The sequence below is a fragment of the Peribacillus saganii genome (assembly GCF_003429095.1).
Taxonomy (GTDB): domain Bacteria; phylum Bacillota; class Bacilli; order Bacillales; family DSM-1321; genus Peribacillus; species Peribacillus saganii.
Window position 1 is genome coordinate 91201 of record NZ_QVTE01000005.1, and the last position, 23965, is coordinate 115165.

Below are 23965 nucleotides of genomic sequence, written 5' to 3' on the forward strand. Positions count from 1 at the left end.
GTATAAAGAACTTAGAATCTATTATCAAAACTGTGGTTTGTAACTGTTTTCAATTGTATATCACAATGATAATTATTAATTTATCAGGTTTATTATAGATGAAAGGGGTTAAAACACTATAGTGACTTTCTTAAGGAATTCCTCAGAGGAAAATGCCGGAGAATTCAATAAACTACAGCGAAAAACAAAGAAGATCACCCATTTGCATTTTTCCACAAAATATTTTGATTCCTATTTCCTTATATAAGAAAAAGTGTTATAGTATTTTCGATTAGTAGGAATGATACGTCATCAGATGTCTGATGACTCTAGATTTTTGGGTGGTGGACTTGCATGTCAATTAAGTCAGATGCACGGCATTTATATCTACAAGTTATCGATCGCCTAAAGCGGGATATTGAGAAGGGGCATTATAAAGAAAAAGAAAAGCTTCCTTCAGAATTCGATCTTGCCAAACAGCTTGGAGTTAGCAGAGCAACACTAAGAGAGGCGTTGCGCATACTTGAAGAAGAAAATGTGATAACCCGCCGGCATGGTGTGGGTACATTTGTTAATGAGAAGCCGTTGTTCACTTCAGGCATCGAGCAGCTAAACAGTGTCACGCATATGATCGAACAGGCAGGCATGAAGCCAGGAACCATTTTCTTAAGGTCAATGACTCAGAGTCCGACTGATGAAGATATCAGGAGATTGTCATGTTCCGAGGAAGAAGATATTGTGCTCATTGAGCGGGTCAGAACTGCCAATGGAAAGCCGGTTGTCTATTGTGTTGATAAAATCCGTGAAGCGATATTGCCGGGGGCTTTCTTGCATGAGGATGAATCGCTGTTCGAAATTCTTAAAAGGGAAGCAAACCGCAGCATTTCCTATGCCGTCACGCAAATCGAACCAATTGGCTACCATGAAAAAGTATCTCCTATTCTTGAATGTGAACCTGAAGCGGCTTTGCTCGTTTTAAAACAGCTTCATTATGACGTCAGAGATGAGCCAATTCTTTATTCAGTCAATTACTTTAAAGCGGATAAGTTCAGTTTTCACGTACTGCGTAAAAGAGTGTAATTTTCCAGCTTTATGTCCATTTCTACTAAATCAACAATTAATCTTAGGGGGTACTTACCTTGAAAAAGCGTAAATTCGGTTTAGCGATGTCACTTGTTCTTGCAGCCGGTACAATGCTTGGAGCTTGCGGTAAAAGCGATGAAAAAGACACATCAAACGGCGGTGGCGGTGGAGATGCCGAAAAGGATAATTTCACTGTTGCAATGGTAACTGATATCGGTGGCGTTGATGACAAATCATTCAACCAGTCTGCATGGGAAGGGCTTGTGGAATACGGGAAAAAGAATAATCTTGAAAAAGGAAACAAAGGCTATGATTATCTTCAATCCAAATCAGATGCTGATTATTCCACTAATCTAAACCGTTTAGCTCGTGAGGATTATGACTTGATTTATGGAATTGGATACTTATTGGCTGAGCCTGTTAAAGAAATCGCAGATCAGAGAAAAGAAACGAAATTCGCGATTGTTGACTCTGTTGTTGAAGGAGATAACGTAGCGAGCATCACTTTTAAAGAACACCAAGGTTCATTCTTGACAGGTGTTGTTGCGGGGCTAACAACTAAAACAAACAAAATTGGCTTTGTTGGCGGTATGGACAGTGAACTGATCAATAAATTTGAAGTTGGCTTTGTTGCAGGAGTTAAATCTGTAAACCCTGACGCTAAAGTCGACATCGAGTATGCAGGTTCATTTGGAGATGCAGCGAAAGGAAAAGCTATTGCCGGAAAGATGTATAACAGCGGCGCTGACATCATTTATCATGCTTCAGGCGGAACAGGAAACGGTGTATTTGCAGAAGCGAAAGAACTGAAGGCAAAAGACCCGAACAAAGAAATTTGGGTAATCGGTGTGGATAAAGACCAGCATCAGGAAGGTTTCGTTAAAGACCTAAACAAGAGCGTTACTCTAACTTCTATGGTGAAGCGTGTAGACCTTGCGGTTGCTGACGTTGCTCAAAGAGCGAAAGATGGAAAGTTCCCTGGCGGAGAAGTGATTGAGTACGGCTTAGAAGAAAACGGCGTTTCGATTGCTCCTACTCAGGATAATGTTTCAGAGGAAGCTCTTAAAGCAGTTGAGGAATGGACTGGAAAAATCAAGAGTGGAGAAGTTACAGTTCCGGCAACTCGTGATGAATTGAAAAGCTTCAAATAAGGGAAATTTGACTGCTCTCCTTCGTAGGACAGCAACATATAGAGGAAGTAAGGCCGGCGGGTTGGCTGGCCTTATTCCTTGAAAACATATAAAAAAGCTAACTGAAAAATTAAAGGATTTCATTTAATGTTTCAGTTAGCTTTTTTATAAAGATAAGAAAGTTTTATTTTTTTAACTAAACTATTATAGATGTCTAGTTCCCGCGTCCAGCAACTTTTTTCCGCAGGAAAAAAAGCCCCGGCGCACAGGACAAGGAATGCTTCGTCAGCGATACATCCACGAAACAAAGCGACAGTTTTGTGAGGACGTGCTAGTTTGCCGTTGCCACAGGACGTAGCGATGGTAGGCGGCCTCGAGGTCATAAGCCAAGTGTTTATGAAGCCAAAAATCACCTTCCTAAGCGCTTGTCTTATGCTTGTTGGACTAGGACAAGATGTGCTGGCGTCGACGTTTGGTACAGGACGCTCCTGACCTTAGTCGACGTTCCTTTTGCCAGGGCGCTTACAATTTTTCATCTAAAAGGTCCGACCTCTTACTACTCAAGAATAGGAAGGGTCTAATATGTACCTTCATATAAAAAGGAGTGAATCCCGGTGGAACATGTAATTGAAATGCTGAATATCCGGAAAGAGTTTCCCGGTATTGTCGCCAATGATAATATCACTTTGCAGCTCAGGAAGGGGGAAATCCATGCCCTTCTCGGAGAAAATGGAGCAGGGAAATCTACTTTAATGAATGTCCTGTTTGGACTTTATCAGCCGGAACAAGGTGAAATTAAAGTAAATGGAAAGGCTGTGCAAATTACCAACCCAAACATCGCAAATGAATTGGGAATTGGTATGGTGCATCAGCACTTTATGCTGGTTGACACGTTTACGGTAACTGAAAATATCATTTTGGGGAAAGAACCGAAACAAGGCGGACGAATAGATATTAAACGTGCTGAAAAAGTGGTTCGTGAAATTTCGGAACGCTACGGGCTGTCCGTTGATCCGCAGGCTAAAATATCTGAAATTTCTGTTGGGATGCAGCAACGTGTAGAAATATTAAAAACTTTATACCGCGGCGCTGAAATTTTGATTTTTGATGAACCGACTGCTGTACTAACTCCACAGGAAATCAAAGAATTAATTCAAATCATGAAAACTTTGATACAGGAAGGTAAATCTATTATCCTGATCACTCATAAACTGAAAGAAATAATGGAAGTTTGCGATAGGGTAACAGTTATTCGTAAGGGGAAAGGAATTGGAACTGTTAATGTAAATGAAACCAATCCTGTTGAATTGGCAAGCCTTATGGTAGGCCGCGATGTTGTTTTTACGACTGAGAAAAGGGAACCAAACCCGAAACAGAATGTTCTGGAAATCTCAGGGTTAACTGTTAAAGACCCGCGAGGCATAAATATTGTTAATGAGCTTGACCTAAACGTAAGGGCAGGTGAAATTGTTGGTATTGCAGGAGTTGACGGCAATGGCCAATCCGAGCTTATTGAGGCCATTACTGGGCTTACCAAGTCTGAAAAAGGTACGATTAGGCTAAATGGAAAGGAAATCCAAAATTTGCCTCCAAGGAAGATTACTGAACAGGGTATTGGCCACATTCCTCAGGACAGGCATAAGCATGGTTTGGTACTTGATTTTCCAATCGGAGAAAATATGGTTCTTCAAACGTATTACCAAAAGCCATTTTCCAAAAATGGAGTGCTGAATTATAAAGAAATTTATAAAAAAGCGCGTACGCTAATTAAAGATTTTGATGTCCGTACTCCAAGTGAAAGCACCCTGGCACGAGCCCTTTCGGGTGGAAACCAGCAAAAAGCGATTATCGGACGCGAAATGGACCGTAATCCTGATTTACTTATTGCGGCACAGCCGACTCGTGGTCTGGATGTTGGGGCTATAGAGTTTATCCATAAGCGACTGATTGAACAGCGAGACAACGGCAAGGCTGTATTGCTTATTTCTTTCGAGCTTGAAGAAATTTTGAATGTTAGCGACAGGATCGCGGTTATATATGAAGGGAAAATTGTGGCTATCGTTAATCCGAAAGAAACTTCAGAGCAGGAGCTTGGTCTTCTAATGGCCGGAAGTAAACGCAAGGAAGCAGGTGAAACCGCCAATGGCTAATCGTTTAAGAGGACTAATCATTCCAGTCATATCAGTATTGTTAGGCTTGATTGCCGGAGCGATAATCATGCTAATAAGCGATTATGACCCGATTGCCGGATATGCTGCTTTATGGGACGGTATATTCGGGGAAATATTTTATATTGGTGAAACAGTCCGTCAGGCTACTCCATACATTTTTGCAGGGCTTGCAGTCGCTTTTGCCTTCAGGACTGGCTTGTTTAATATCGGGGTTGAAGGGCAGTTAATTGTTGGCTGGCTTGCAGCAGTATGGGTGGGAATATCGTTTGAAGATCTTCCAAAATTCATTCATTTGCCGCTTGCCGTCCTTGCCGCTGCTGCAGCAGGAGCTCTTTGGGCATTTGTTCCAGGCTTCCTAAAAGCTAAATTCAGAGTGCATGAAGTAATTGTCTCAATCATGATGAACTATGTCGCACTTCATACAACGAATTATTTAATTAGAAACGTTCTAGCTGAAGAAGGGGATTCTACAGAAAAGATCTTTCCTTCTGCGTCATTGAGATCAGAAATGTTTGAACAGATAACAGATTATTCAAGGATGCACTGGGGCATATTAATTGCATTTGTAGCTGCTTTTATTATGTGGTTTTTGCTTGAGAAAACATCAAAGGGATATGAACTGAGGTCCGTTGGCTTTAATCATCATGCCTCGCAATATGCCGGAATGAATGTCAATAATAATATCATTCTTTCGATGGTGATTTCCGGAGCTTTTGCAGGGCTTGGCGGAGCGATGGAAGGACTTGGTACATTTGAATATGCTTCTTTAAAATCCGCCTTTACCGGTGTCGGTTTTGATGGTATAGCGGTTGCCCTGCTGGGAGCAAATTCAGCTTTGGGTGTAGTTTTGGCAGCATTCTTGTTTGGCGGCCTAAAAATGGGTGCCCTGAATATGCCAAACGCTGATGTTCCTAATGAATTAGTAGATATAGTCATTGCACTCATCATTTTCTTTGTGGCTTCAAGCTATATGATTCAATGGGTGTACCGACGCTTTAAGAAAGGGGTGAAATAAGTGGATTTCATGCAGATACTCGAAATACTTATTTCTTCCGCGATTTTTATGGCTGCCCCGCTTATCTTTACGTCTATCGGAGGAGTTTTTTCAGAAAGATCCGGTGTCATTAACATAGGTTTGGAAGGTTTAATGGTCATTGGTGCGTTCATAAGCATTGTTTTTAACCTTGCGTTTGTAGATTCTCTAGGAGGCGCAACACCATGGGTTGCATTGCTTGTTGCAATGGCCGTTGGCGGACTTTTATCATTAATCCATGCGGTTGCATCGATTTCGCTACGGGCAGACCAAACTGTCAGCGGTGTTGCTTTCAACTTGCTTGCCCTTGGGCTTGCCCTGTTTTTGGTTAAGAAATTGTATGGAAAAGGCCAGACAGATATGATTCAGGAACGGTTCCTGCGCACGGATATACCGGTTCTAAGCGATATACCAATTATTGGGCGCCTCTTCTTCTCTAACGTGTATTACACATCCTTCATTGCGTTGGGTGTGGCTGTTTTAGCCTGGTTTATCCTGTTTAAAACACCATTTGGCCTGCGGCTGCGATCAGTCGGTGAACACCCAATGGCTGCAGATACAATGGGTATCAATGTTTCACAAATGAGATATATAGCAGTAATGATCAGCGGAATGCTCGGTGGCCTAGGAGGGGCAGTATATGCCCAGACAGTTACGCTGGACTTTAGCCACTCTACCATTACTGGCCAAGGTTTTATGGCCCTGGCAGCTATGATTTTCGGTAAATGGCATCCGCTTGGTGCATTTGGTGCGGCTCTGTTCTTCGGTTTTGCACAAAGCCTAAGTGTAGTAGGCACCAGTATCCCGTTCCTTGAGGACGTGCCAAGCGTTTATCTGCTCATAGCTCCTTATGTTTTAACTATCCTGGCACTAACAGGGTTCATAGGACGTGCCGATGCGCCTAAAGCTTCAGGTATTCCTTATGTAAAAGGAAACAGGTAAATGTTATAAAACTGAGTGAACATTTCTTGGATTTCACTAATATTCTTAAACCCGGACTTTTTCAAGGTTCGGGTTTTTTCATATATTCAATCACATACAATAGAAAAACAGTAATAAAATATTTATTTTCCATAATATTATTATGTAAACAAAAATCATTAAAACTTGCCAGAATTTTTTTTGAACATGTATAGTTTAGGTATCAAGAATTAACGTGTTTGCCAAATTTTATGCAGTGGGGCAAAGCAAAGTCCCAGTATATGTTTAAAATTATTCCATAAAACAAACAATAATTCTTATTCACCTCAAAACTAATCAATTTTCAAGGAGGATTACCGATGTCGATAGCTTCCGAAATCATCAGGCCAAAACAAGGTTATAAACTACATTTTGTTCAAACGGCTAAATATAAAACCAATACATTAGTCTGGAAAATGAAAGCACCGCTTGAAAAGGAAACCGTAACATTGAGAGCCCTGCTTCCCCATGTGCTTCAGAGCAATTCACGGCAATTCCCAACTACTACAGAACTAAGGTCATATCTTGATGAATTGTACGGTGCAAGCCTTTATGTAGATGTAGCGAAAAAGGGCGAGTACCATATCATGACCTTTACAATGGAAATTGCTAATGAGAAATTTCTTTCAGACCCAGCTCCATTGCTCGAAAAAGGCTTCGATTTGCTGACAGGGATTCTTTTTGAGCCCAATGCTTCAGGTAATGCTTTTCATCAGTCAACAATTGAAAAGGAAAAGCGGACTCTAAAACAGCGGATTCAATCAGTTTATGATGATAAAATGCGTTATTCTGCTTCCCGCCTGATTGAGGAAATGTGCAAGGGGGAACCATATGAAGCTGAGGCTACAGGAATAAGTGAGATGGTTGAAGAAATTACAGCTTCAAGTTTATATGAATATTACCAAAAGGCTCTAAATGAGGATGAAATAGACTTTTACGTGATTGGCGACATTGATGCCACTGAGGTAGAAAGGCTTGCCGACAATAAGCTGAAACTTGCTGACCGTACACCCCTTAAACTTTCTGCAACTCAAATTAAAGTTGAGAAGGTAAATGATATTATTGAACACCAGGATGTGAAGCAAGGGAAATTGAATATTGGTTATCGCACCCATATAACATACGCGGACAAGGAATATTTTGCTCTGCAGCTCTTTAATGGCATATTTGGCGGATTCGCTCATTCAAAGCTATTTATCAATGTCCGTGAGAAAGCAAGCCTTGCTTACTATGCTTCATCCCGGCTTGAAAGCCATAAAGGTCTGTTATTGGTTATGTCAGGTATCGAAAATGAGAATTATGAGCAAGCGGTCAGCATTATTAAAGAACAAATGCAAGCCATGAAAAATGGAGATTTTACTGATCAGGAGCTTTCCCAGACAAAAGCAGTGGTTCGCAACCAAGTTCTTGAAACCATCGACGTCGCGCGCGGACTCGTGGAAATCCTTTATCATAATGTAGTGGCGGGTACTTCCATTTCACTTGATGAATGGCTGGAAAAGACTGAAACCACTACAAAAGAGGAAATTATTAAGGCAGGCGAAAGAATTGAAATGGATACGATATATTTCTTAACGGGGATGGAGGGAGAGAAATAATGGAGAAAATTTTATTTGAACAGCTGCAGGAAGAGTTATTTTATGAAAAAATGGCAAATGGCCTGGATGTTTATATTTTGCCTAAGCAAGGGTTTAATAAGTCATATGCAACCTTTACAACAAAATATGGCTCCATTGATAATCATTTTAATCCTCCGGGGAAGGACAGCACTGTTAAGGTCCCAGACGGCATTGCTCATTTTCTGGAGCATAAGCTCTTTGAGAAGGAGGATGGAGATGTATTCCAGCAATTCAGCAAACAGGGTGCGTCAGCCAACGCCTTTACTTCGTTTACAAGGACATCCTATTTATTTTCCAGCACCTCTGATTTTGAAAAGAACCTTAAAACGTTGATTGATTTTGTCCAGGAACCGTATTTTACTGAAAAAACGGTTGAGAAAGAAAAGGGTATCATCGGCCAGGAAATTAAAATGTATGAAGATAATCCAGACTGGCGTTTGTACTTTGGCTGCATAGAGAATATGTACTATAACCATCCAGTGAAAATTGATATCGCCGGTACGGTAGAATCCATTGCAGATATTACAAAAGATATGCTTTACCAGTGTTATGAAACCTTTTACCATCCGAGCAACATGCTCATCTTTATTGTGGGGCCTGTGGATACCGAAGAAACAATGACATTTATCCGTCAAAACCAAGAGAGCAAACCATTTGTAGACCTTCCTGAAATTAAGCGTCATTTTGAAAATGAACCAGAGGAAGTAGCCGAGAAGAAACGGATTTTGGAAATGAACGTACAATCTTCTAAGGTAATGGTAGGGATAAAGGCGGCAAAAACTGACCTGCAAGGAATTGAACTGCTAAAATATGAGCTGGCTGCGAATGTGCTGCTTGATATTTTATTCAGCAAAAGCTCGAATCATTTTGATGAACTCTATTCAGAGGGGCTTATAGATCAAACTTTTTCCTATGATTACACGCAGGAATACGGATTTGGATTCGCAATGATCGGTGGTGACACACGACAGCCCGATACCCTAACAGATAAGCTTACAGCTATATTGCTGAATTCCAAAAGTGGAGAAGGGGTGACCGAGGCCACATTAAATAGGACAAAAAAGAAAAAAATCGGCAGCTTCCTTAGAGCACTAAATTCTCCGGAATATATTGCCAACCAATTTACAAGGTATTCTTTTAATGAAATGAATTTGTTTGATGTGGTAACCACGCTGGAAAACCTTACACTGGACGATATTTGTTCAGTCGCGGATAGCCTGATTAAGGAAAGCAGGTTAACCGTTTTCCAAGTCGTACCAAAAAAATGACAGTTTGAACGCTCGCCGATTGCGAAACAAACGAAGGCCTTGCCAGCTGCTGCAGGGTCTTTTACATGAATACAAAATTAGAGATAAAGGAGTGGCAGGCAGATGGAGAAACGCTTTGCCCTTATAACGGGAGCAAGTGGGGGGATTGGACGGGCAATCGCAAGGAAATTGGCGAAACAGGGATATTCGCTATATCTGCATTATAACCAGAATTCTGCAGCGATCCAGGAACTTATGGCTGAACTGGATGAACCGGGTTTGGAATTGATTCCGCTCCAAGCTGATCTGGGTCAAAAAGATGGCTATAAAAAAATTATCAGCGGAATCTTTTCCCTTCATGCCATTGTCTTAAATAGCGGCAATAGCTATTTTGGGCTTATTTCAGATATGAAAGAGGAAAAAATCGAGCAGATGATCCAACTGCACACAACAAGTCCTTTTATGCTTACACAGGCCCTCCTGCCCAAACTATATGGCCAGAAAGACGCCGGCATAGTGGCTGTAAGCTCAATATGGGGACAAACTGGTGCCTCATGTGAAGCGCTATATTCGATGCTAAAGGGAGGACAAAACGCTTTCGTTAAGGCCTTAAGTAAGGAAGTGGCTTTAAGCGGAATTCGCGTAAATGCAATTGCTCCAGGAGCAATTGCAACCGCAATGCTCGAAGGTTTTACTGAAGATGATCTTGAATACATAAGGGAAGCTATCCCATTGGGCAGAACCGGAAGACCTGAAGAAGCGGCTAATGCAGTATCTTTTCTGCTTTCTCCGGAGTCATCTTATATAACGGGTCAAATCCTTGCAGTCAATGGGGGATGGTATACGTGACTTCTTTAAAATGAGTGAGAATTAGATGAATAATTAGTAATCATCCTTCAAACAATAAACTTGTACTACACCAGGAAAGGATGATTATGATGTCAGTATTAGAAAACTGGGACCAGTGGAAAAATTTCCTTGGCGACAGATTAAATCGCGCTGAAAATGAAGGTGTTGACCAAGGAACAATTTCTAATCTTGCATACGAAATCGGTGATTATCTTGCTAAACAGGTTGATCCGAAAAACGAGCAGGAACGCGTCCTTGCTGATCTTTGGTCAGTTGCTTCTGATGATGAGAAGCATGCAATCGCAAACATCATGGTTAAACTTGTTGAAAATAACGGTACACGTTAACCTGCCAAAATGAAGGCCCGTCTTGTAAAAAAGGACGGGCCTTTTTCAGCTTCCTGAGCTGCTGGCAGGGATTTATTTTTTTGCGGAAAAGCCACGCTATGAAATTTATCTGACTAGCTATGATAAGCAATCTTTTATTGTACAACCTTCAGGAAAATCAGGCTGATAGATTGTTTTTCCTTTAATCTTAAAACAAAATACTATATGATAGAAGCTAGATAACGGGACTGTCATTACTGAGAGTCCGAGGAGTGGTATAATTGGATAGACAAGAATGGTATTTTGAATATGAGATACAAAAAAACCGTCCGGGCTTGCTGGGCGATATCTCCTCTTTGCTTGGAATGCTATCTATTAATATAGTTACGATAAATGGAGTAGACGAGGGAAGACGCGGTCTCCTTTTGCTTGCAAAGGATTCGAAAAACATTGAAAGACTTGAATCAATACTCCGTACGATGGATACGATAAAAGTGATTAAACTAAGGGAACCGAAGCTTCGGGACCGTCTCGCCGTACGGCACGGGAGATACATACAGCGTGATGCAGACGATAAAAAAACATTCCGCTTCGTTCGCGATGAACTTGGGTTACTCGTAGACTTTATGGCTGAGCTATTTAAGCAGGAAGGCCATAAATTAATCGGAATAAGGGGAATGCCAAGAGTAGGCAAAACGGAGTCTATTGTGGCTTCAAGCGTTTGTGCAAACAAAAGGTGGCTCTTTGTGTCTTCAACCCTTTTAAAACAAACTATCAGAAGCCAGCTTATTGAAGATGAGTATAACAACAATAATCTTTTTATTCTGGATGGTATTGTATCGACCCGCAGAGCAAACGAGCGCCACTGGCAGCTTGTAAGGGAAATCATGAGGCTGAATGCTGTGAAAGTTATTGAACATCCGGATGTATTCGTACAAAACACAGAATATACCCTCGATGATTTTGATTATATAATTGAACTTCGCAACGACCCAGACGAAGAAATTACATATGATGTGGTCGACCAAAACCATATGTTTGAGGCGTCTGACTTTGGATCATTTGATTTTTAAAATTGGCAGGTGGTTATTTTGACAGAATTAGGAAATCGGCTGAAAGAGGCCAGGGAGGCCCGAGGATTAACGCTGGATGATCTTCAAAACGTTACTAAGATACAGAAAAGATATTTGGTAGGTATTGAAGAAGGAAATTATGCAATGATGCCGGGTAAATTTTACGTCCGTGCTTTTATAAAACAATATTGTGAGGCAGTAGGCCTTGAGCCGGAGGAGATTTTTGATACGTTCAAGAATGACATCCCTGCTGTTCATAATGATGAAATGCCAGAGCTTTCAAGAGTGAAAAGCCGAAAAACTATCGATCCGGGCAATTCAAAAATTGCTGAAATGCTGCCCAAAATATTGGTGGGGGCTTTTGTAATTGGAGCGGTTGTGCTTGTCTGGGTTCTTTTTTCCCAAAATGCCGGAAAACCTGACGATACTGCCAGTGGTGATAATGATGAGAGTGTAGTAATGGGAGAGAGAAAGGACTCCCCGTTAAAGAATGAAGCTGACAAGGAAGAACAAGCGGGCGAGGAAGCCCTGACAAAAGAAGCAGACAAGCAGCAGGCGGAAAAGCCGCCAGCACCTGAAACAGAAGTAAAGGTCAAACAGGAGCTTGCTTCAGTTAGCAGCAGCGGCCGTGACAGCAGCTACCAGCTAAAAAACGCTGAGACATTTAAGGTTAAGCTGTTATCGAAAGGTACATCCTGGGTAAATATTAAGAACGGGAAGGGCCATTCTTTTTACCAGGGAACTCTCCAAAATAATGCCAGCCAGGAAGTTGACTTGACAAATGAAACGCAGGCAGTGCTGATAATCGGGAATGCCGCTGATACTGAAATTTATGTTAATGGCGAAAAACTTGCGTATTCCGTTTCACCTCAGGAAATTGTGAGGCAGGATATTACGATAGATTTTGTAAAGGCCGAATAGTCATCTGATAGATGGCTATTTTTCTCTTACTCCTGATTCCAAACGATCTACACCCGGCACTGTTTGATAATTTGCTTAGTTTGAAAGAGATATTTTGGAGGTTTTGTTGTGAATTTGCCTAATAAAATTACCGTATCAAGAGTTTTATTAATCCCGTTATTCTTAATCATTATGATGGATCCCTTTAGTTGGGGAGAATGGGAGCTGGCGGGGGAAAGCATCCCTGCTGCACATGTGTATGGAGCTCTCATTTTTATTTTTGCATCAGCAACTGACTGGGTGGACGGTTATTACGCCAGGAAACTGAATCTTGTCACCAATCTGGGGAAATTCTTGGATCCCCTTGCCGATAAACTGCTTGTTTCAGCGGCACTTATTTTATTAGTGGACCTGGGATTTGCACCAGCATGGATTGTTATTGTAATACTTAGCCGTGAATTTGCGGTAACAGGATTAAGGGCTATCCTTGCTGGCTCTGGAGAAGTTGTGGCTGCTAATATGCTTGGGAAAATTAAAACTTGGACACAGATTGTAGCTATATCAGCGCTTTTGCTTCATAACCTTCCGTTCGAGTTTATTTCTTTTCCTTTTGCTGATATCGCTCTATGGGTTGCTTTATTCTTTACTGTTTGGTCCGGTTGGGATTACTTTAATAAAAATAAAGCAGTTTTTACTAATTCAAAATAACTGTCAGGGGGAGAAATTAAGATGAATGCAGAAATAATTGCGGTCGGTTCTGAGCTGCTTCTTGGGCAAATCGTTAACACGAATGCACGTTTTCTTTCCCAGCAGCTCGCTGAACATGGTATAAATGTTTACTACCATACGGTGGTTGGGGATAATGACAAAAGGCTAAAGGGTGTTATCGAATCAGCGGAACAGCGGTCAAATTTGATCATCTTTACTGGCGGCCTCGGTCCTACAAAGGATGACTTAACGAAAGAAACAATTTCCCGCCATATTGGGAAGAAACTTGTGTTTGATGAAGAGGCCCTTGTATCCATTAAGCAGTACTTTGCTCGTACAGGCCGGGAAATGACGGAAAATAATAAAAAGCAGGCTCTAGTAATTGAGGGTTCCGATGTCCTGCCGAATGATCACGGTATGGCGCCTGGAATGGTAATTACAGTCCAAGGAATTACCTATATTCTTCTGCCGGGCCCTCCAAAGGAAATGGAACCAATGTTTTTGGAATATGGTATTAAGAGCATTCTCTCCAAGATGGATAAACACGAACGGATTGAATCCAAGGTTCTGCGTTTCTTTGGTATCGGGGAAGCCGCTCTGGAAACTGAAATAGAAGATTTGATTGAAAAACAGCAAAATCCTACCATTGCTCCACTAGCAGCAGATGGAGAGGTCACCCTGAGGATTACCGCTAAACATACGTCAAGGGAAATATGTGAAAATATGATTGCGGTTGTAGAGGAAGAAATCCTTGAACGAGTTGGGCAGTTTCACTATGGTAATGACCAAACCTCATTGATGAAAGAATTGGTTAGAGAGCTTACAGCCAGGAATATCAAGATAGCAAGCGCTGAAAGCCTTACCGGCGGAATGTTCCAGGAAAATCTGACTGCAATCCCCGGTGCCGGCAAGATATTCATGAGCGGTATTGTCAGCTATACGAATGAGGCAAAGGCAAAACTGCTCAATGTAAAGCGAGAAACCATTGAAAAACATGGTGTTGTCAGTGAACAATGTGCCACCGAAATGGCAGAAAACGTGCGAAGCATCCTGGATGCAGATGCCGGTATCAGCTTCACAGGTGTTGCAGGGCCAGAAGAGCTGGAAGGGAATCCAGTAGGAACCGTTTATATCGGCATTTCTTTCAGGGATAGCGAGCCGAAATCATTCAAGCTTAATTTTTCCGGAAGCCGTGAACAAAACCGGGTCCGTTCCGTGAAATATGGCTGCTACTATTTGCTTCGGGAGCTTGCTGCTAGAAAGTAAGGCTGTCTGCCAGAACATTTTAACAAGGGTCCTGCTTCTATCATATAAGCGGGGCCTTTTGTTCATTTTTCCATATTAAAAGCAGTTAAGAGGGAGTTGCCTTGGACGTCAGTCACCGCGGCAGACTCTGGTCAAAAGCCTATTCACCGAAGATACTCAGCCGCCAGCGGTCATAGTGTGGCAGATGCTATTCTTGCAGAAAAAGCCCCTTTTAGGGGAAATTCAAATTTTCTAAACGAAAACAAATTAATTCTTAAAACTCCTTTTTTTTGCATTTGGCTTGGCGGAAAATTGGATTTTGTCCTGGAAGAAAAAAGGATTTTTAAGGTAAATCAGCATTTAAAAAAAACGAATGAATGTTCGTTTTTTTGCTTGGCAAACGGAATAAAAAGGTATATAGTAGTGATAGAGGTTTTGAGATGAGACAAACCTTTCACACAAACCAGACATATAGAATGATTTTTAATCGGTATCGATTAATTGGAATATAGAGGAGGAACTCTAGTGAGTGATCGTCAAGCTGCATTGGAAATGGCATTAAAGCAAATAGAAAAACAATTTGGAAAAGGTTCAATTATGAAGCTTGGAGAACAAACCGACCGCAGGGTTTCGACTGTGCCAAGCGGCTCTCTGGCACTTGATGTTGCCCTTGGAGTGGGCGGTTATCCGCGCGGAAGAATTATCGAAATTTACGGTCCTGAAAGTTCAGGTAAAACAACAGTGTCCTTACACGCAATTGCTGAGGTTCAGGCTAAAGGCGGACAGGCAGCGTTTATCGATGTCGAACATGCGCTTGATCCATCATACGCGCAGAAGCTTGGAGTAAACATTGATGAATTGCTTCTATCTCAGCCAGATACCGGGGAGCAGGCACTTGAAATTGCAGAGGCACTTGTTCGAAGCGGTGCAGTAGACATCATCGTTGTTGACTCTGTTGCTGCCTTGGTGCCAAAAGCAGAAATTGAAGGTGAAATGGGAGATTCCCATGTAGGCTTGCAGGCCCGCTTAATGTCGCAGGCGCTCCGAAAGCTTTCAGGTGCAATTAATAAATCAAATACTATTGCTATCTTCATTAACCAAATTCGTGAAAAGATCGGTGTAATGTTCGGTAACCCGGAAACAACTCCGGGAGGGCGAGCACTAAAATTCTATTCATCAGTCCGCCTTGAAGTCCGCCGAGCTGAACAATTAAAGCAAGGCAATGACGTAGTCGGAAACAAAACAAAAATAAAAGTCGTCAAGAACAAGGTAGCCCCTCCTTTCCGTACGGCTGAGGTTGACATTATGTACGGTGAAGGGATTTCCCGTGAAGGTGAAATCATTGATATGGGTTCTGAGCTGGATATTGTCCAGAAGAGTGGTTCATGGTATTCATACAATGATGACCGCCTTGGACAGGGGCGTGAAAATGCGAAGCTGTTCTTAAAAGAAAATAAGGAAATTCGCAATGAAATTGCCCAAAAAATCAGGGACCACTATAATCTGGATGGAGAACACACAGCTCCTGAGGATGATAAAGACGAAGAACAATTTGAATTGATTGACTAATAGAAATACGACAAAGACTCAGCAGAAATCGAAGCTGAGTCTTTCCGGTTTTCAGGTATTCCAGACATAACACAACTAAAAGAGGGGTGGGAAAGTACAACCCCTTGACAATAAAAATTCACACCTATACAATTAATATGTATATTTTACATTTTTCAAACAACGAATTTGAAAAGCCTAAGTGCTGTATATTGAAGTGATGTAACAATGTACATGCCGACATTTCAATCTTAGTAAGAAACCAAGTTCATAGCAAGGGGAGGTGAAACGATGGAACCCATGACAATCATCTTCGCTTTGCTTGGCCTAATCGTCGGTGCAGTTGTTGGCTATTTTGTACAAAGGTCTATATCCAATAACAAAATAGCAGGGGCTAAAAGCTCTGCTGAACAAATCCTTGAGGATGCAAAACGGGAAGCAGAAGCAGTTAAAAAAGAAGCCCTATTGGAAGCAAAGGATGAAATTCACAAACAGCGTACGGATGCAGAAAGAGATATCCGTGAACGTAGAAGTGAATTACAAAAACAAGAAAATCGATTATTGCAAAAAGAAGAGAACCTTGACCGGAAAGATGAAACGTTAGATAAACGTGAAACACTTTTGGAAAAAAAGGAGGATTCTCTTAACCAAAGACAACAGCATATTGAAGAGATGGAAAGCAAAGTAGAAGAAATGGTGTTAAAACAGCAGACTGAGCTCGAACGTATATCCGGACTAACTCGTGAAGAGGCAAAAGCAATCATTATTGATCGCGTAGAAAAGGAATTAGCTCATGATACTGCAGTGATGATTAAAGAAATCGAAAACCGAGCGAAGGAAGAAGCCGACAAAAAGGCGAAGGAAGTGCTTTCTCTTGCCATCCAGCGTTGTGCGGCAGACCATGTTGCAGAAACAACCGTTTCTGTGGTTAACTTGCCTAATGACGAGATGAAAGGCCGGATCATCGGTCGTGAGGGACGCAATATCCGGACGCTTGAAACTCTTACAGGTATTGATTTGATTATTGATGATACACCTGAAGCGGTTATTCTGTCAGGATTTGATCCAATTAGACGTGAGACTGCGCGCCTGGCTCTTGATAAACTAGTTCAGGACGGACGGATACATCCCGCCCGAATTGAAGAGATGGTGGACAAGGCAAGACGTGAAGTGGATGAACATATCCGTGAAATTGGTGAACAAACTACCTTTGAGGTGGGTGTTCACGGGCTCCATCCGGATCTCATTAAAATTCTTGGCCGCTTAAAGTTCCGTACTAGCTATGGCCAAAATGTTTTAAAGCATTCGATGGAGGTTGCCCAGCTTTCTGGCTTGCTTGCCGCCGAACTGGGTGAAGATGAAACATTGGCACGACGAGCTGGATTGCTGCATGATATCGGTAAAGCGATCGATCATGAAGTAGAAGGCAGCCATGTGGAAATTGGTGTTGAGCTTGCAACAAAGTACAAGGAACACCCTGTTGTCATCAACAGTATTGCTTCCCACCATGGCGATTTTGAGCCAACTTCAATCATTGCTGTTCTTGTTGCTGCCGCGGATGCGCTTTCAGCGGCGAGGCCGGGTGCGCGCAGTGAGACGCTTGAAAACTATATCAGAAGGCTTGAAAAGCTTGAAGAAATTTCTGAATCCTATGAAGGTGTTGAGAAGTCGTTCGCCATTCAGGCTGGCCGTGAAGTGAGAATCATGGTTAAACCTGAACAGATTGGCGATTTGGAAGCTCATCGTCTTGCGAGAGATATCAGAAAACGTATTGAAGAAGAACTCGATTACCCAGGGCATATTAAAGTAACGGTTATCCGCGAAACGAGAGCTGTGGAGTATGCGAAATAAAACAGCTGAAAAGACTGGCTGACATATGTGCATAAATGGACCCTGCCAATTATTAAAATGGCAGGGTTTCTTTATGCTGATGATGTTTCAACAATAGATGTTTAGTATATAGAATATGATACAATACTCATATTATTAATAATTACGTTTCACAGAAAGGATTTTTTTTATGAAGCTGCTTTTTATAGGAGATGTGGTCGGTTCACCTGGAAGGGACATGCTTAAGGAGTACTTGCCCAGGATAAAAGAGAAATATAAGCCGCACATCACAATAGTAAACGGAGAAAACTCTGCCGGCGGGAGAGGGATTACGGAGAAGATATACCGCGAGTTTTTAGAGTGGGGAGCGCAGGCTGTAACTTTGGGAAACCATGCGTGGGATAACCGTGATATCTTTGAATTTATCGAGTCAGCCAAAAATTTAGTACGCCCAGCAAATTTCCCTAAAGGTACTCCTGGAGAAGGGTTAAAGTATGTTCGCTTCAATCAGCTTGAGGTTGCAATCATTAACCTTCAGGGCCGAACTTTTATGCCGCCATTGGATGATCCTTTTGAAAAGGCAGAGGAGCTTGTGGAAGAAGCACGGAGGCGAACCCCGATCATTTTTGTTGACTTTCACGCAGAGGCAACAAGTGAAAAACAAGCGTTATCATGGTTTTTGGACGGCAGGGTATCTGCTGTCATTGGTACACATACCCATGTTCAGACTGCCGACAACCGTATTTTGCCAGGAGGAACTGGATATTTGTCTGATGTCGGTATGACAGGTCCGTATGATGGTATTTTGGGGATGGAAAGAGAAGCGGTTATTCACCGGTTCCTGACCAGTCTGCCAACGCGATTTGAAGTGCCGAAGGAAGGCCGTACAGTACTGAGTGCTGCTATATTAGATATTGATGAAAAGAGCGGCAGCTGTAAAAAGATTGATCGTATCTTAATTAATGAAGACAATCCATTCTTTCATTAATTACTTTATCGAAGGTGTCTGGAGAAACTCTGTTCCTATATGGGATAGAGTTTTTTTATTGATTTACAAAATTATTAAATTTCAAGCTGTGGATAACAAACATAGCGGGACTCATCCAGTTCCAGCGCCCAGTACCTTTTTTTTGAAGGAAAATAAAACAACGGCGTACAGGACAGGGAACACTACGGCAGCAATACATCCCACGAAACAAAGCACCAGTTTTGTGAGGATGTGCTGGCATCGACGTTGGCACAGGACGGAGGCAGGGCGCTTGTCTTTTATTCTTTTAAGGAAAGCCTTACTTTGAGGTATGTTTCCTTTCCATAGCTAAAAATCTTAAGCGAAACTAGAGCCTGTCGCATTTCTGAGATGGACAAGAAAATTCCCGTACTTGGTATACAGCCGTTCCTCTATGAATATAGTAACAGTGGAAAGAGTTTTACCTACCTGAACAAAGCCACAAAAGGTAAGGGATAATACAAGGAGGACTAGGAATGGAAATATTAAAGGTTTCAGCAAAATCTAATCCTAATTCTGTAGCAGGCGCACTTGCGGGGGTTTTAAGGGAAAGAGGAGCCGCAGAAATTCAGGCCATAGGGGCCGGTGCGTTAAATCAAGCCGTAAAGGCAGTAGCAATCGCGAGAGGGTTTGTAGCACCTAGTGGAGTAGACTTGATTTGTATTCCTGCCTTTACAGATATTATGATTGACGGAGAAGAACGGACTGCAATTAAGTTGATAATTGAGCCCAGATGAAATCCGGCCTGTTTGCCTGAGCAAACAGGTTTTTCTGTGTGTAATTACGATAAAATAAAGCAGTTTTTTACTACGAAAAACTTATTATGTTAGAATATAAAAATAATTTTTAAAATACGAGTCTTTTAAACCATTATTTCCCTTGAAAGGGTTGCTTTTTTTAAATTATAGGTCTAGAATTAAAGCATTTAGTACACCTTTCACCGCGGTAAAGAACAACTTGAAATACGGTATTTTACATATTCGGGGGCATTCTATTTATTCCTAGTGAAGGGGTTGCATTAATAGATTTAAGTTTTTCATTTGAACGTATCTAAAGGGGTGTAAAACATGATCAATCAACTTTCATGGAAAGTTGGCGGACAGCAAGGGGAAGGTATTGAAAGTACAGGGGAAATATTTTGTATTGCCCTCAACAGACTTGGTTACTACTTATACGGGTATCGTCATTTTTCGTCTCGAATTAAAGGTGGGCATACCAACAACAAAATTCGCGTAAGTACAGAACAAACGCGTTCAATTTCAGATGATCTGGACATTCTGGTTGCATTTGACCAGGAAACGCTGGATGTGAACTGCCATGAGCTTCAAGATGAAGGGATTATGATTGCCGATGCAAAGTTTAATCCGGTGCGTCCTGAAAATACACAAGCTAATTTGTATGCGGTTCCATTTACAGATATCGCTACTGAGCTTGGTACGTCCTTGATGAAGAACATGGTCGCAGTAGGTGCTTCATGTGCTATTCTTGGTCTCGATATTAGTGTTTATGATGAAGTAGTAGAAGAAATTTTCGGCCGTAAAGGCGAACAGATCGTTCAAAAGAACTTGGAAGCCATCAAGGCAGGCTATGAATATATGACCGGTCTTTTAGGGGACAAGGTTGGCTCAATGGAGCTGGAAAAAGCGGATGGAAAGAAGCGTTTGTTTATGATAGGGAACGACGCAATCGCATTGGGAGCCCTAGCCGGAGGATGCCGTTTTATGGCTGCATATCCAATTACGCCCGCTTCTGAAATTATGGAATATTTAATCAAAAAGCTTCCTGCATTTGGAGGTACAGTAATCCAAACAGAAGATGAGATTGCTGCAGTAACAATGGCAATAGGCGCCAACTACGGCGGTGTACGGACAATGACAGCTTCTGCAGGTCCTGGACTTTCTTTAAAAATGGAAGCCATCGGTCTATCAGGTATTACAGAAACACCAGTAGTAATTGTTGACACTCAGCGCGGAGGCCCATCAACAGGTCTACCGACAAAGCAGGAGCAGTCAGACTTGATGGCGATGATTTATGGGACACACGGTGAGATCCCAAAAATCGTTATGGCGCCGAGCACGGTTGAGGAAGCCTTCTATGATTCAGCAGAAGCGTTTAACCTTGCAGAAGAATACCAATGCCCAGTTATCTTGCTGTCAGACCTGCAGCTCTCTTTAGGAAAACAGACTGTAGAGCCGCTTGATTACAGCAAGGTGGAAATCCGGCGCGGAAATTTGGTAACCGGTGAGCTTCCAGAAATGGAGAACAAAGGTTATTTCAAACGTTATGAAGTAACAGAAGATGGAGTATCACCTCGTGTTATTCCTGGAACCAAAAATGGTATTCACCATGTTACGGGTGTTGAGCACGATGAAACAGGCAAACCTTCCGAGTCTGCTCAAAACCGTATTGCGCAAATGGATAAAAGGATGCGAAAAGTACAGAATATTCGCTTTAACACACCTGTACATAAAAACATCAAGCACGAACAGGCTGATTTGCTGATTGTTGGTTTCAATTCGACACGTGGTGTGATTGAAGAAGCGATGGAACGTCTGGAAGCAGACGGCATCAAAGTAAATCATGCACATATCCGCCTGATTCATCCGTTCCCGACAGATGAAATGCTGCCATTGATCCAAGCAGTGAAGAAAGTGGTTGTTATTGAAAATAATGCGACAGGACAACTGGCAAACATCATGAAAATGAATGTAGGCCACGTCGATAAGATCAAGAAGGTCTTAAAATATGACGGAAATCCTTTCTTGCCGCACGAAATTCACACACAATGCAAGGAGTTGTTCTCATATGGCCACATTTAAAGAGTTTAGAAATAATGTAAAACCAAACTGGTGTCCAGGATGCGGCGATTTCTCTGTTCAGGCCGCCATGCAGCGTGCAGCTGCTAATGTAGGCCTTGAGCCTGAAGGTTTGGCGGTCATTTCCGGAATTGGCTGTTCTGGCAGAATTTCTGGTTATATCAATTCTTATGGGTTCCATGGTATCCATGGACGATCCCTCCCGATTGCACAGGGAGTAAAAATGGCTAATCGTGAGTTAACCGTAATCGCTTCCGGTGGTGACGGTGATGGCTTTGCGATTGGAATGGGCCATACTATCCATGCTATTCGCAGAAATATTGATATTACCTATATCGTTATGGATAACCAAATCTATGGTCTGACAAAAGGACAAACGTCGCCACGGTCAGCTGCAGGCTTTAAGACAAAGTCAACGCCACAAGGCTCAATCGAACCAGCTCTTTCTCCTATGGAAATGGCCTTATCGGCTGGCGCAACCTTTGTTGCCCAAAGCTTCTCTACTGACCTAAAGGATTTAACGGCTATTATCGAAGCCGGCATTAATCATAAGGGCTTTTCTTTAATCAACGTCTTCAGTCCTTGTGTAACTTACAATAAGATAAACACATATGATTGGTTTAAAGAAAATCTAACTAAACTAAGTGATATTGAAGGATATGACCACACGAACCGTGAAGAAGCAATGCAAACTCTAATGAAACATGATGGCCTCGTGACTGGAATTATTTATCAAAACACTGAAAGAAAATCATATCAGGAGCTTATCCCAGGGTACGCACCAGAAGCCCTTGCTAAAGCTGATCTAGACCTAAGCCAGGAAAGCTTTGATAAACTTGTAGCTGAATTTACGTAATAAGTAATTGTGAGAAACCTGCCTGCTATTCATTAGCGGCGGGTTTTTTCGTTGTATAGGAAATTATAAAATTAACAAATGTAGTGGGTCTATCTTTAGCTCCAACGTCCAGCCCCTCGAGGTCATACTCCAATCGCTTCGGTAGGCAAAAAGCGCCTTCTGTCAGCGCTTGTCTTATGATTGTCGGGGCTAACCAGGACGCTTGCGCTTTTGTGCTTAAAGGGTATTTCATCATTTTCCTTTCACTAAAACAATATCATGAAAATTATTGCTTCGTTATTATTACTTCCTCATGTATTTTTCACGCTTTTAGATTAGTTCAAGCCTGCTTTTAAAAAAACAATCGTAATCTCATAGATCCTGAAATACGCTAGAAAGAAAACAAAATAAAATTTCCAGTGTGAATTCAAATGTTCTCCTCAAGAGGACAGAGCCGTTAACTAAAAATCTCCATTGATAAAGTTTGAATATACCAAAGTATATTGATATATCCTGATAAGGAGAGTGTACAAATTGAACGGAAAAATGAAAGCCGTTGTTAAGCATCACTCAGGATTTGGAGCAGAAATGCAAATGGTTGATATTCCGCAAATTAAAGAAGGTGAAGTACTGATTAAGGTAAAAGCTACATCCATTTGCGGCACGGATGTTCATATTTATTCATGGGATGAATGGTCACAGAGTAGAGTCAACCCTCCATATGTATTTGGTCATGAATTTTCAGGTGAGGTTGTCGAAGTAGGTTCAAATGTTACGTCTGTTCAATGTGGTGATTTTGTTTCTGCTGAAACGCATTTGGTGTGCGGGACCTGCCCGCAATGTTTAACCGGACAATTCCATATCTGTAAAAACACGAAAATAATCGGTGTGGACACTAACGGATGTTTCGCTGAATATCTCACGCTTCCGGCAGGAAACCTGTGGAAAAACCCAAAAGAGATGCCTTTTAATGTTGCTTCTGTTCAGGAACCGATGGGAAATGCTGTGCATACCGTCCTGTCAGGGGAAGTGGCAGGTAAAATAGTGGCTGTTATTGGCTGCGGTCCAATCGGGATCATGGCGGTAGGGGTTGCAAAAGCGGCTGGTGCAGCGCAAATAATTGCCTTGGATTTAAATGATTACCGACTTGGTTTGGCGAAGAAAATGGGAGCAACATCAGTTATTAATTCGAAGAATCAAAACCCCCTGGAAACTGTCAGCCGTTTGACGCATGGAAATGGTGTGGATGTCGTGTGTGAAATGAGCGGCCACGCAGTCGCAATTGATCAAGGGTTTAAAATGGTGACAAATGGAGGCCGTGTTTCCATTTTAAGCCTTCCTGTAAGGCCGGTACAAATTGATGTGACAAATGATATCGTATTTAAAGGAATAACCGTAAAAGGAATTACAGGCCGGCTCATTTTCAAAACGTGGCAGCAGGTTTCCAGTTTACTAGCATCCGGGCAGGTTGACCTTACTCCTATGATTACACATCATTTTCCATTAGAAGAGTTTAAGACAGGCTTTGATCTTATGTTAAAGGGCGAATGCGGGAAAGTGATCCTGCACCCATAACTACCTGTGGCGGCAATCTATTCTTTTAAACT

Annotated in this window: 21 protein-coding genes; all 21 read left to right on the top strand. The window is 41.9% G+C overall.

Features of this window, described 5'->3' with window-relative positions:
- Positions 1-333 precede the first annotated feature (333 nt).
- The 21 genes from D0469_RS02200 (at position 334) to tdh (ending at position 23933) form a co-directional block, all read left to right on the top strand.
- On the top strand, positions 334-1059 hold the full coding sequence (locus D0469_RS02200) for a GntR family transcriptional regulator (protein ID WP_117325025.1): 726 nt from the start codon (positions 334-336) through the stop codon (positions 1057-1059).
- A gap of 59 nt (positions 1060-1118) precedes the next feature.
- On the top strand, positions 1119-2213 hold the full coding sequence (locus tag D0469_RS02205) for a BMP family lipoprotein (protein WP_199478309.1): 1095 nt from the start codon (positions 1119-1121) through the stop codon (positions 2211-2213).
- 315 nt (positions 2214-2528) lie between these two features.
- Entirely contained in the window at positions 2529-2684 is a 156-nt protein-coding gene (locus tag D0469_RS20920) for a hypothetical protein (RefSeq protein ID WP_158553325.1), read from the top strand.
- A gap of 122 nt (positions 2685-2806) precedes the next feature.
- Positions 2807-4342 carry an ABC transporter ATP-binding protein gene (locus tag D0469_RS02215; RefSeq protein ID WP_117325027.1) on the top strand — a complete coding sequence of 512 codons (1536 nt, stop codon included), beginning with the start codon at positions 2807-2809 and terminating at the stop codon, positions 4340-4342.
- Positions 4335-5378, top strand: a complete 1044-nt coding sequence (locus D0469_RS02220) for an ABC transporter permease (protein WP_117325028.1) — start codon at positions 4335-4337, stop codon at positions 5376-5378. Before D0469_RS02215 ends, D0469_RS02220 begins: the two co-directional genes overlap by 8 nt.
- Positions 5379-6338: an ABC transporter permease gene (locus tag D0469_RS02225; RefSeq protein ID WP_117325029.1), complete on the top strand. Its 960-nt coding sequence runs from the start codon at positions 5379-5381 to the stop codon at positions 6336-6338. It begins immediately after the preceding gene.
- 338 nt (positions 6339-6676) lie between these two features.
- Positions 6677-7954: an EF-P 5-aminopentanol modification-associated protein YfmF gene (gene yfmF / locus D0469_RS02230; RefSeq protein ID WP_117325030.1), complete on the top strand. Its 1278-nt coding sequence runs from the start codon at positions 6677-6679 to the stop codon at positions 7952-7954.
- Positions 7954-9243: an EF-P 5-aminopentanol modification-associated protein YfmH gene (yfmH, locus tag D0469_RS02235; protein ID WP_117325031.1), complete on the top strand. Its 1290-nt coding sequence runs from the start codon at positions 7954-7956 to the stop codon at positions 9241-9243. The genes yfmF and yfmH overlap by 1 nt, the downstream gene beginning before the upstream one ends.
- Positions 9244-9345: 102 nt before the next feature.
- On the top strand, positions 9346-10071 hold the full coding sequence (gene ymfI / locus D0469_RS02240; protein ID WP_117325032.1) for an elongation factor P 5-aminopentanone reductase: 726 nt from the start codon (positions 9346-9348) through the stop codon (positions 10069-10071).
- 89 nt (positions 10072-10160) lie between these two features.
- Positions 10161-10418 carry a DUF3243 domain-containing protein gene (locus D0469_RS02245; protein WP_117325033.1) on the top strand — a complete coding sequence of 86 codons (258 nt, stop codon included), beginning with the start codon at positions 10161-10163 and terminating at the stop codon, positions 10416-10418.
- A gap of 260 nt (positions 10419-10678) precedes the next feature.
- Positions 10679-11470, top strand: coding sequence for a DUF3388 domain-containing protein (locus D0469_RS02250; protein WP_117325034.1), 792 nt, complete (start codon positions 10679-10681; stop codon positions 11468-11470).
- Between the two features lie 9 nt (positions 11471-11479).
- Entirely contained in the window at positions 11480-12391 is a 912-nt protein-coding gene (locus D0469_RS02255) for a helix-turn-helix domain-containing protein (protein ID WP_325048924.1), read from the top strand.
- A gap of 108 nt (positions 12392-12499) precedes the next feature.
- On the top strand, positions 12500-13078 hold the full coding sequence (gene pgsA, locus D0469_RS02260) for a CDP-diacylglycerol--glycerol-3-phosphate 3-phosphatidyltransferase (RefSeq protein WP_117325036.1): 579 nt from the start codon (positions 12500-12502) through the stop codon (positions 13076-13078).
- A gap of 21 nt (positions 13079-13099) precedes the next feature.
- Positions 13100-14344, top strand: a complete 1245-nt coding sequence (locus tag D0469_RS02265) for a competence/damage-inducible protein A (protein ID WP_117325037.1) — start codon at positions 13100-13102, stop codon at positions 14342-14344.
- Positions 14345-14848: 504 nt separating this feature from the next.
- Positions 14849-15892: a recombinase RecA gene (recA, locus tag D0469_RS02275; RefSeq protein ID WP_117325039.1), complete on the top strand. Its 1044-nt coding sequence runs from the start codon at positions 14849-14851 to the stop codon at positions 15890-15892.
- 270 nt (positions 15893-16162) lie between these two features.
- Positions 16163-17722: a ribonuclease Y gene (rny, locus tag D0469_RS02280; protein ID WP_117325040.1), complete on the top strand. Its 1560-nt coding sequence runs from the start codon at positions 16163-16165 to the stop codon at positions 17720-17722.
- 169 nt (positions 17723-17891) lie between these two features.
- Positions 17892-18689: a TIGR00282 family metallophosphoesterase gene (locus tag D0469_RS02285; protein ID WP_117325041.1), complete on the top strand. Its 798-nt coding sequence runs from the start codon at positions 17892-17894 to the stop codon at positions 18687-18689.
- Positions 18690-19183: 494 nt separating this feature from the next.
- Complete coding sequence (spoVS, locus tag D0469_RS02290; protein ID WP_101593997.1) at positions 19184-19444, top strand: stage V sporulation protein SpoVS; 261 nt, start codon at positions 19184-19186, stop codon at positions 19442-19444.
- A 330-nt stretch (positions 19445-19774) separates the two neighbouring features.
- Positions 19775-21526 carry a 2-oxoacid:acceptor oxidoreductase subunit alpha gene (locus tag D0469_RS02295; RefSeq protein WP_117325042.1) on the top strand — a complete coding sequence of 584 codons (1752 nt, stop codon included), beginning with the start codon at positions 19775-19777 and terminating at the stop codon, positions 21524-21526.
- Positions 21513-22379 (top strand): 2-oxoacid:ferredoxin oxidoreductase subunit beta, encoded by an 867-nt coding sequence (locus D0469_RS02300; RefSeq protein ID WP_117325043.1) that lies wholly within the window; start codon positions 21513-21515, stop codon positions 22377-22379. The genes D0469_RS02295 and D0469_RS02300 overlap by 14 nt, the downstream gene beginning before the upstream one ends.
- Before the next feature lie 513 nt (positions 22380-22892).
- The gene (tdh, locus tag D0469_RS02310) at positions 22893-23933 is read left to right on the top strand and encodes an L-threonine 3-dehydrogenase (protein ID WP_117325045.1); all 1041 of its coding nucleotides are present in this window, start codon (positions 22893-22895) and stop codon (positions 23931-23933) included.
- The last annotated feature ends 32 nt before the right edge of the window (positions 23934-23965 follow it).

Excerpts from the sequence above, each read along its gene's own strand:
- D0469_RS02200 (WP_117325025.1), top strand. The coding sequence starts at position 334 with ATGTCAATTAAGTCAGATGCACGGCATTTATATCTACAAGTTATCGAT.
- D0469_RS02220 (WP_117325028.1), top strand. The coding sequence starts at position 4,335 with ATGGCTAATCGTTTAAGAGGACTAATCATTCCAGTCATATCAGTATTG.
- yfmF (WP_117325030.1), top strand. The coding sequence starts at position 6,677 with ATGTCGATAGCTTCCGAAATCATCAGGCCAAAACAAGGTTATAAACTA.
- yfmH (WP_117325031.1), top strand. The coding sequence starts at position 7,954 with ATGGAGAAAATTTTATTTGAACAGCTGCAGGAAGAGTTATTTTATGAA.
- ymfI (WP_117325032.1), top strand. The coding sequence starts at position 9,346 with ATGGAGAAACGCTTTGCCCTTATAACGGGAGCAAGTGGGGGGATTGGA.
- D0469_RS02245 (WP_117325033.1), top strand. The coding sequence starts at position 10,161 with ATGTCAGTATTAGAAAACTGGGACCAGTGGAAAAATTTCCTTGGCGAC.
- D0469_RS02265 (WP_117325037.1), top strand. The coding sequence starts at position 13,100 with ATGAATGCAGAAATAATTGCGGTCGGTTCTGAGCTGCTTCTTGGGCAA.
- rny (WP_117325040.1), top strand. The coding sequence starts at position 16,163 with ATGGAACCCATGACAATCATCTTCGCTTTGCTTGGCCTAATCGTCGGT.
- D0469_RS02285 (WP_117325041.1), top strand. The coding sequence starts at position 17,892 with ATGAAGCTGCTTTTTATAGGAGATGTGGTCGGTTCACCTGGAAGGGAC.
- spoVS (WP_101593997.1), top strand. The coding sequence starts at position 19,184 with ATGGAAATATTAAAGGTTTCAGCAAAATCTAATCCTAATTCTGTAGCA.
- D0469_RS02295 (WP_117325042.1), top strand. The coding sequence starts at position 19,775 with ATGATCAATCAACTTTCATGGAAAGTTGGCGGACAGCAAGGGGAAGGT.
- D0469_RS02300 (WP_117325043.1), top strand. The coding sequence starts at position 21,513 with ATGGCCACATTTAAAGAGTTTAGAAATAATGTAAAACCAAACTGGTGT.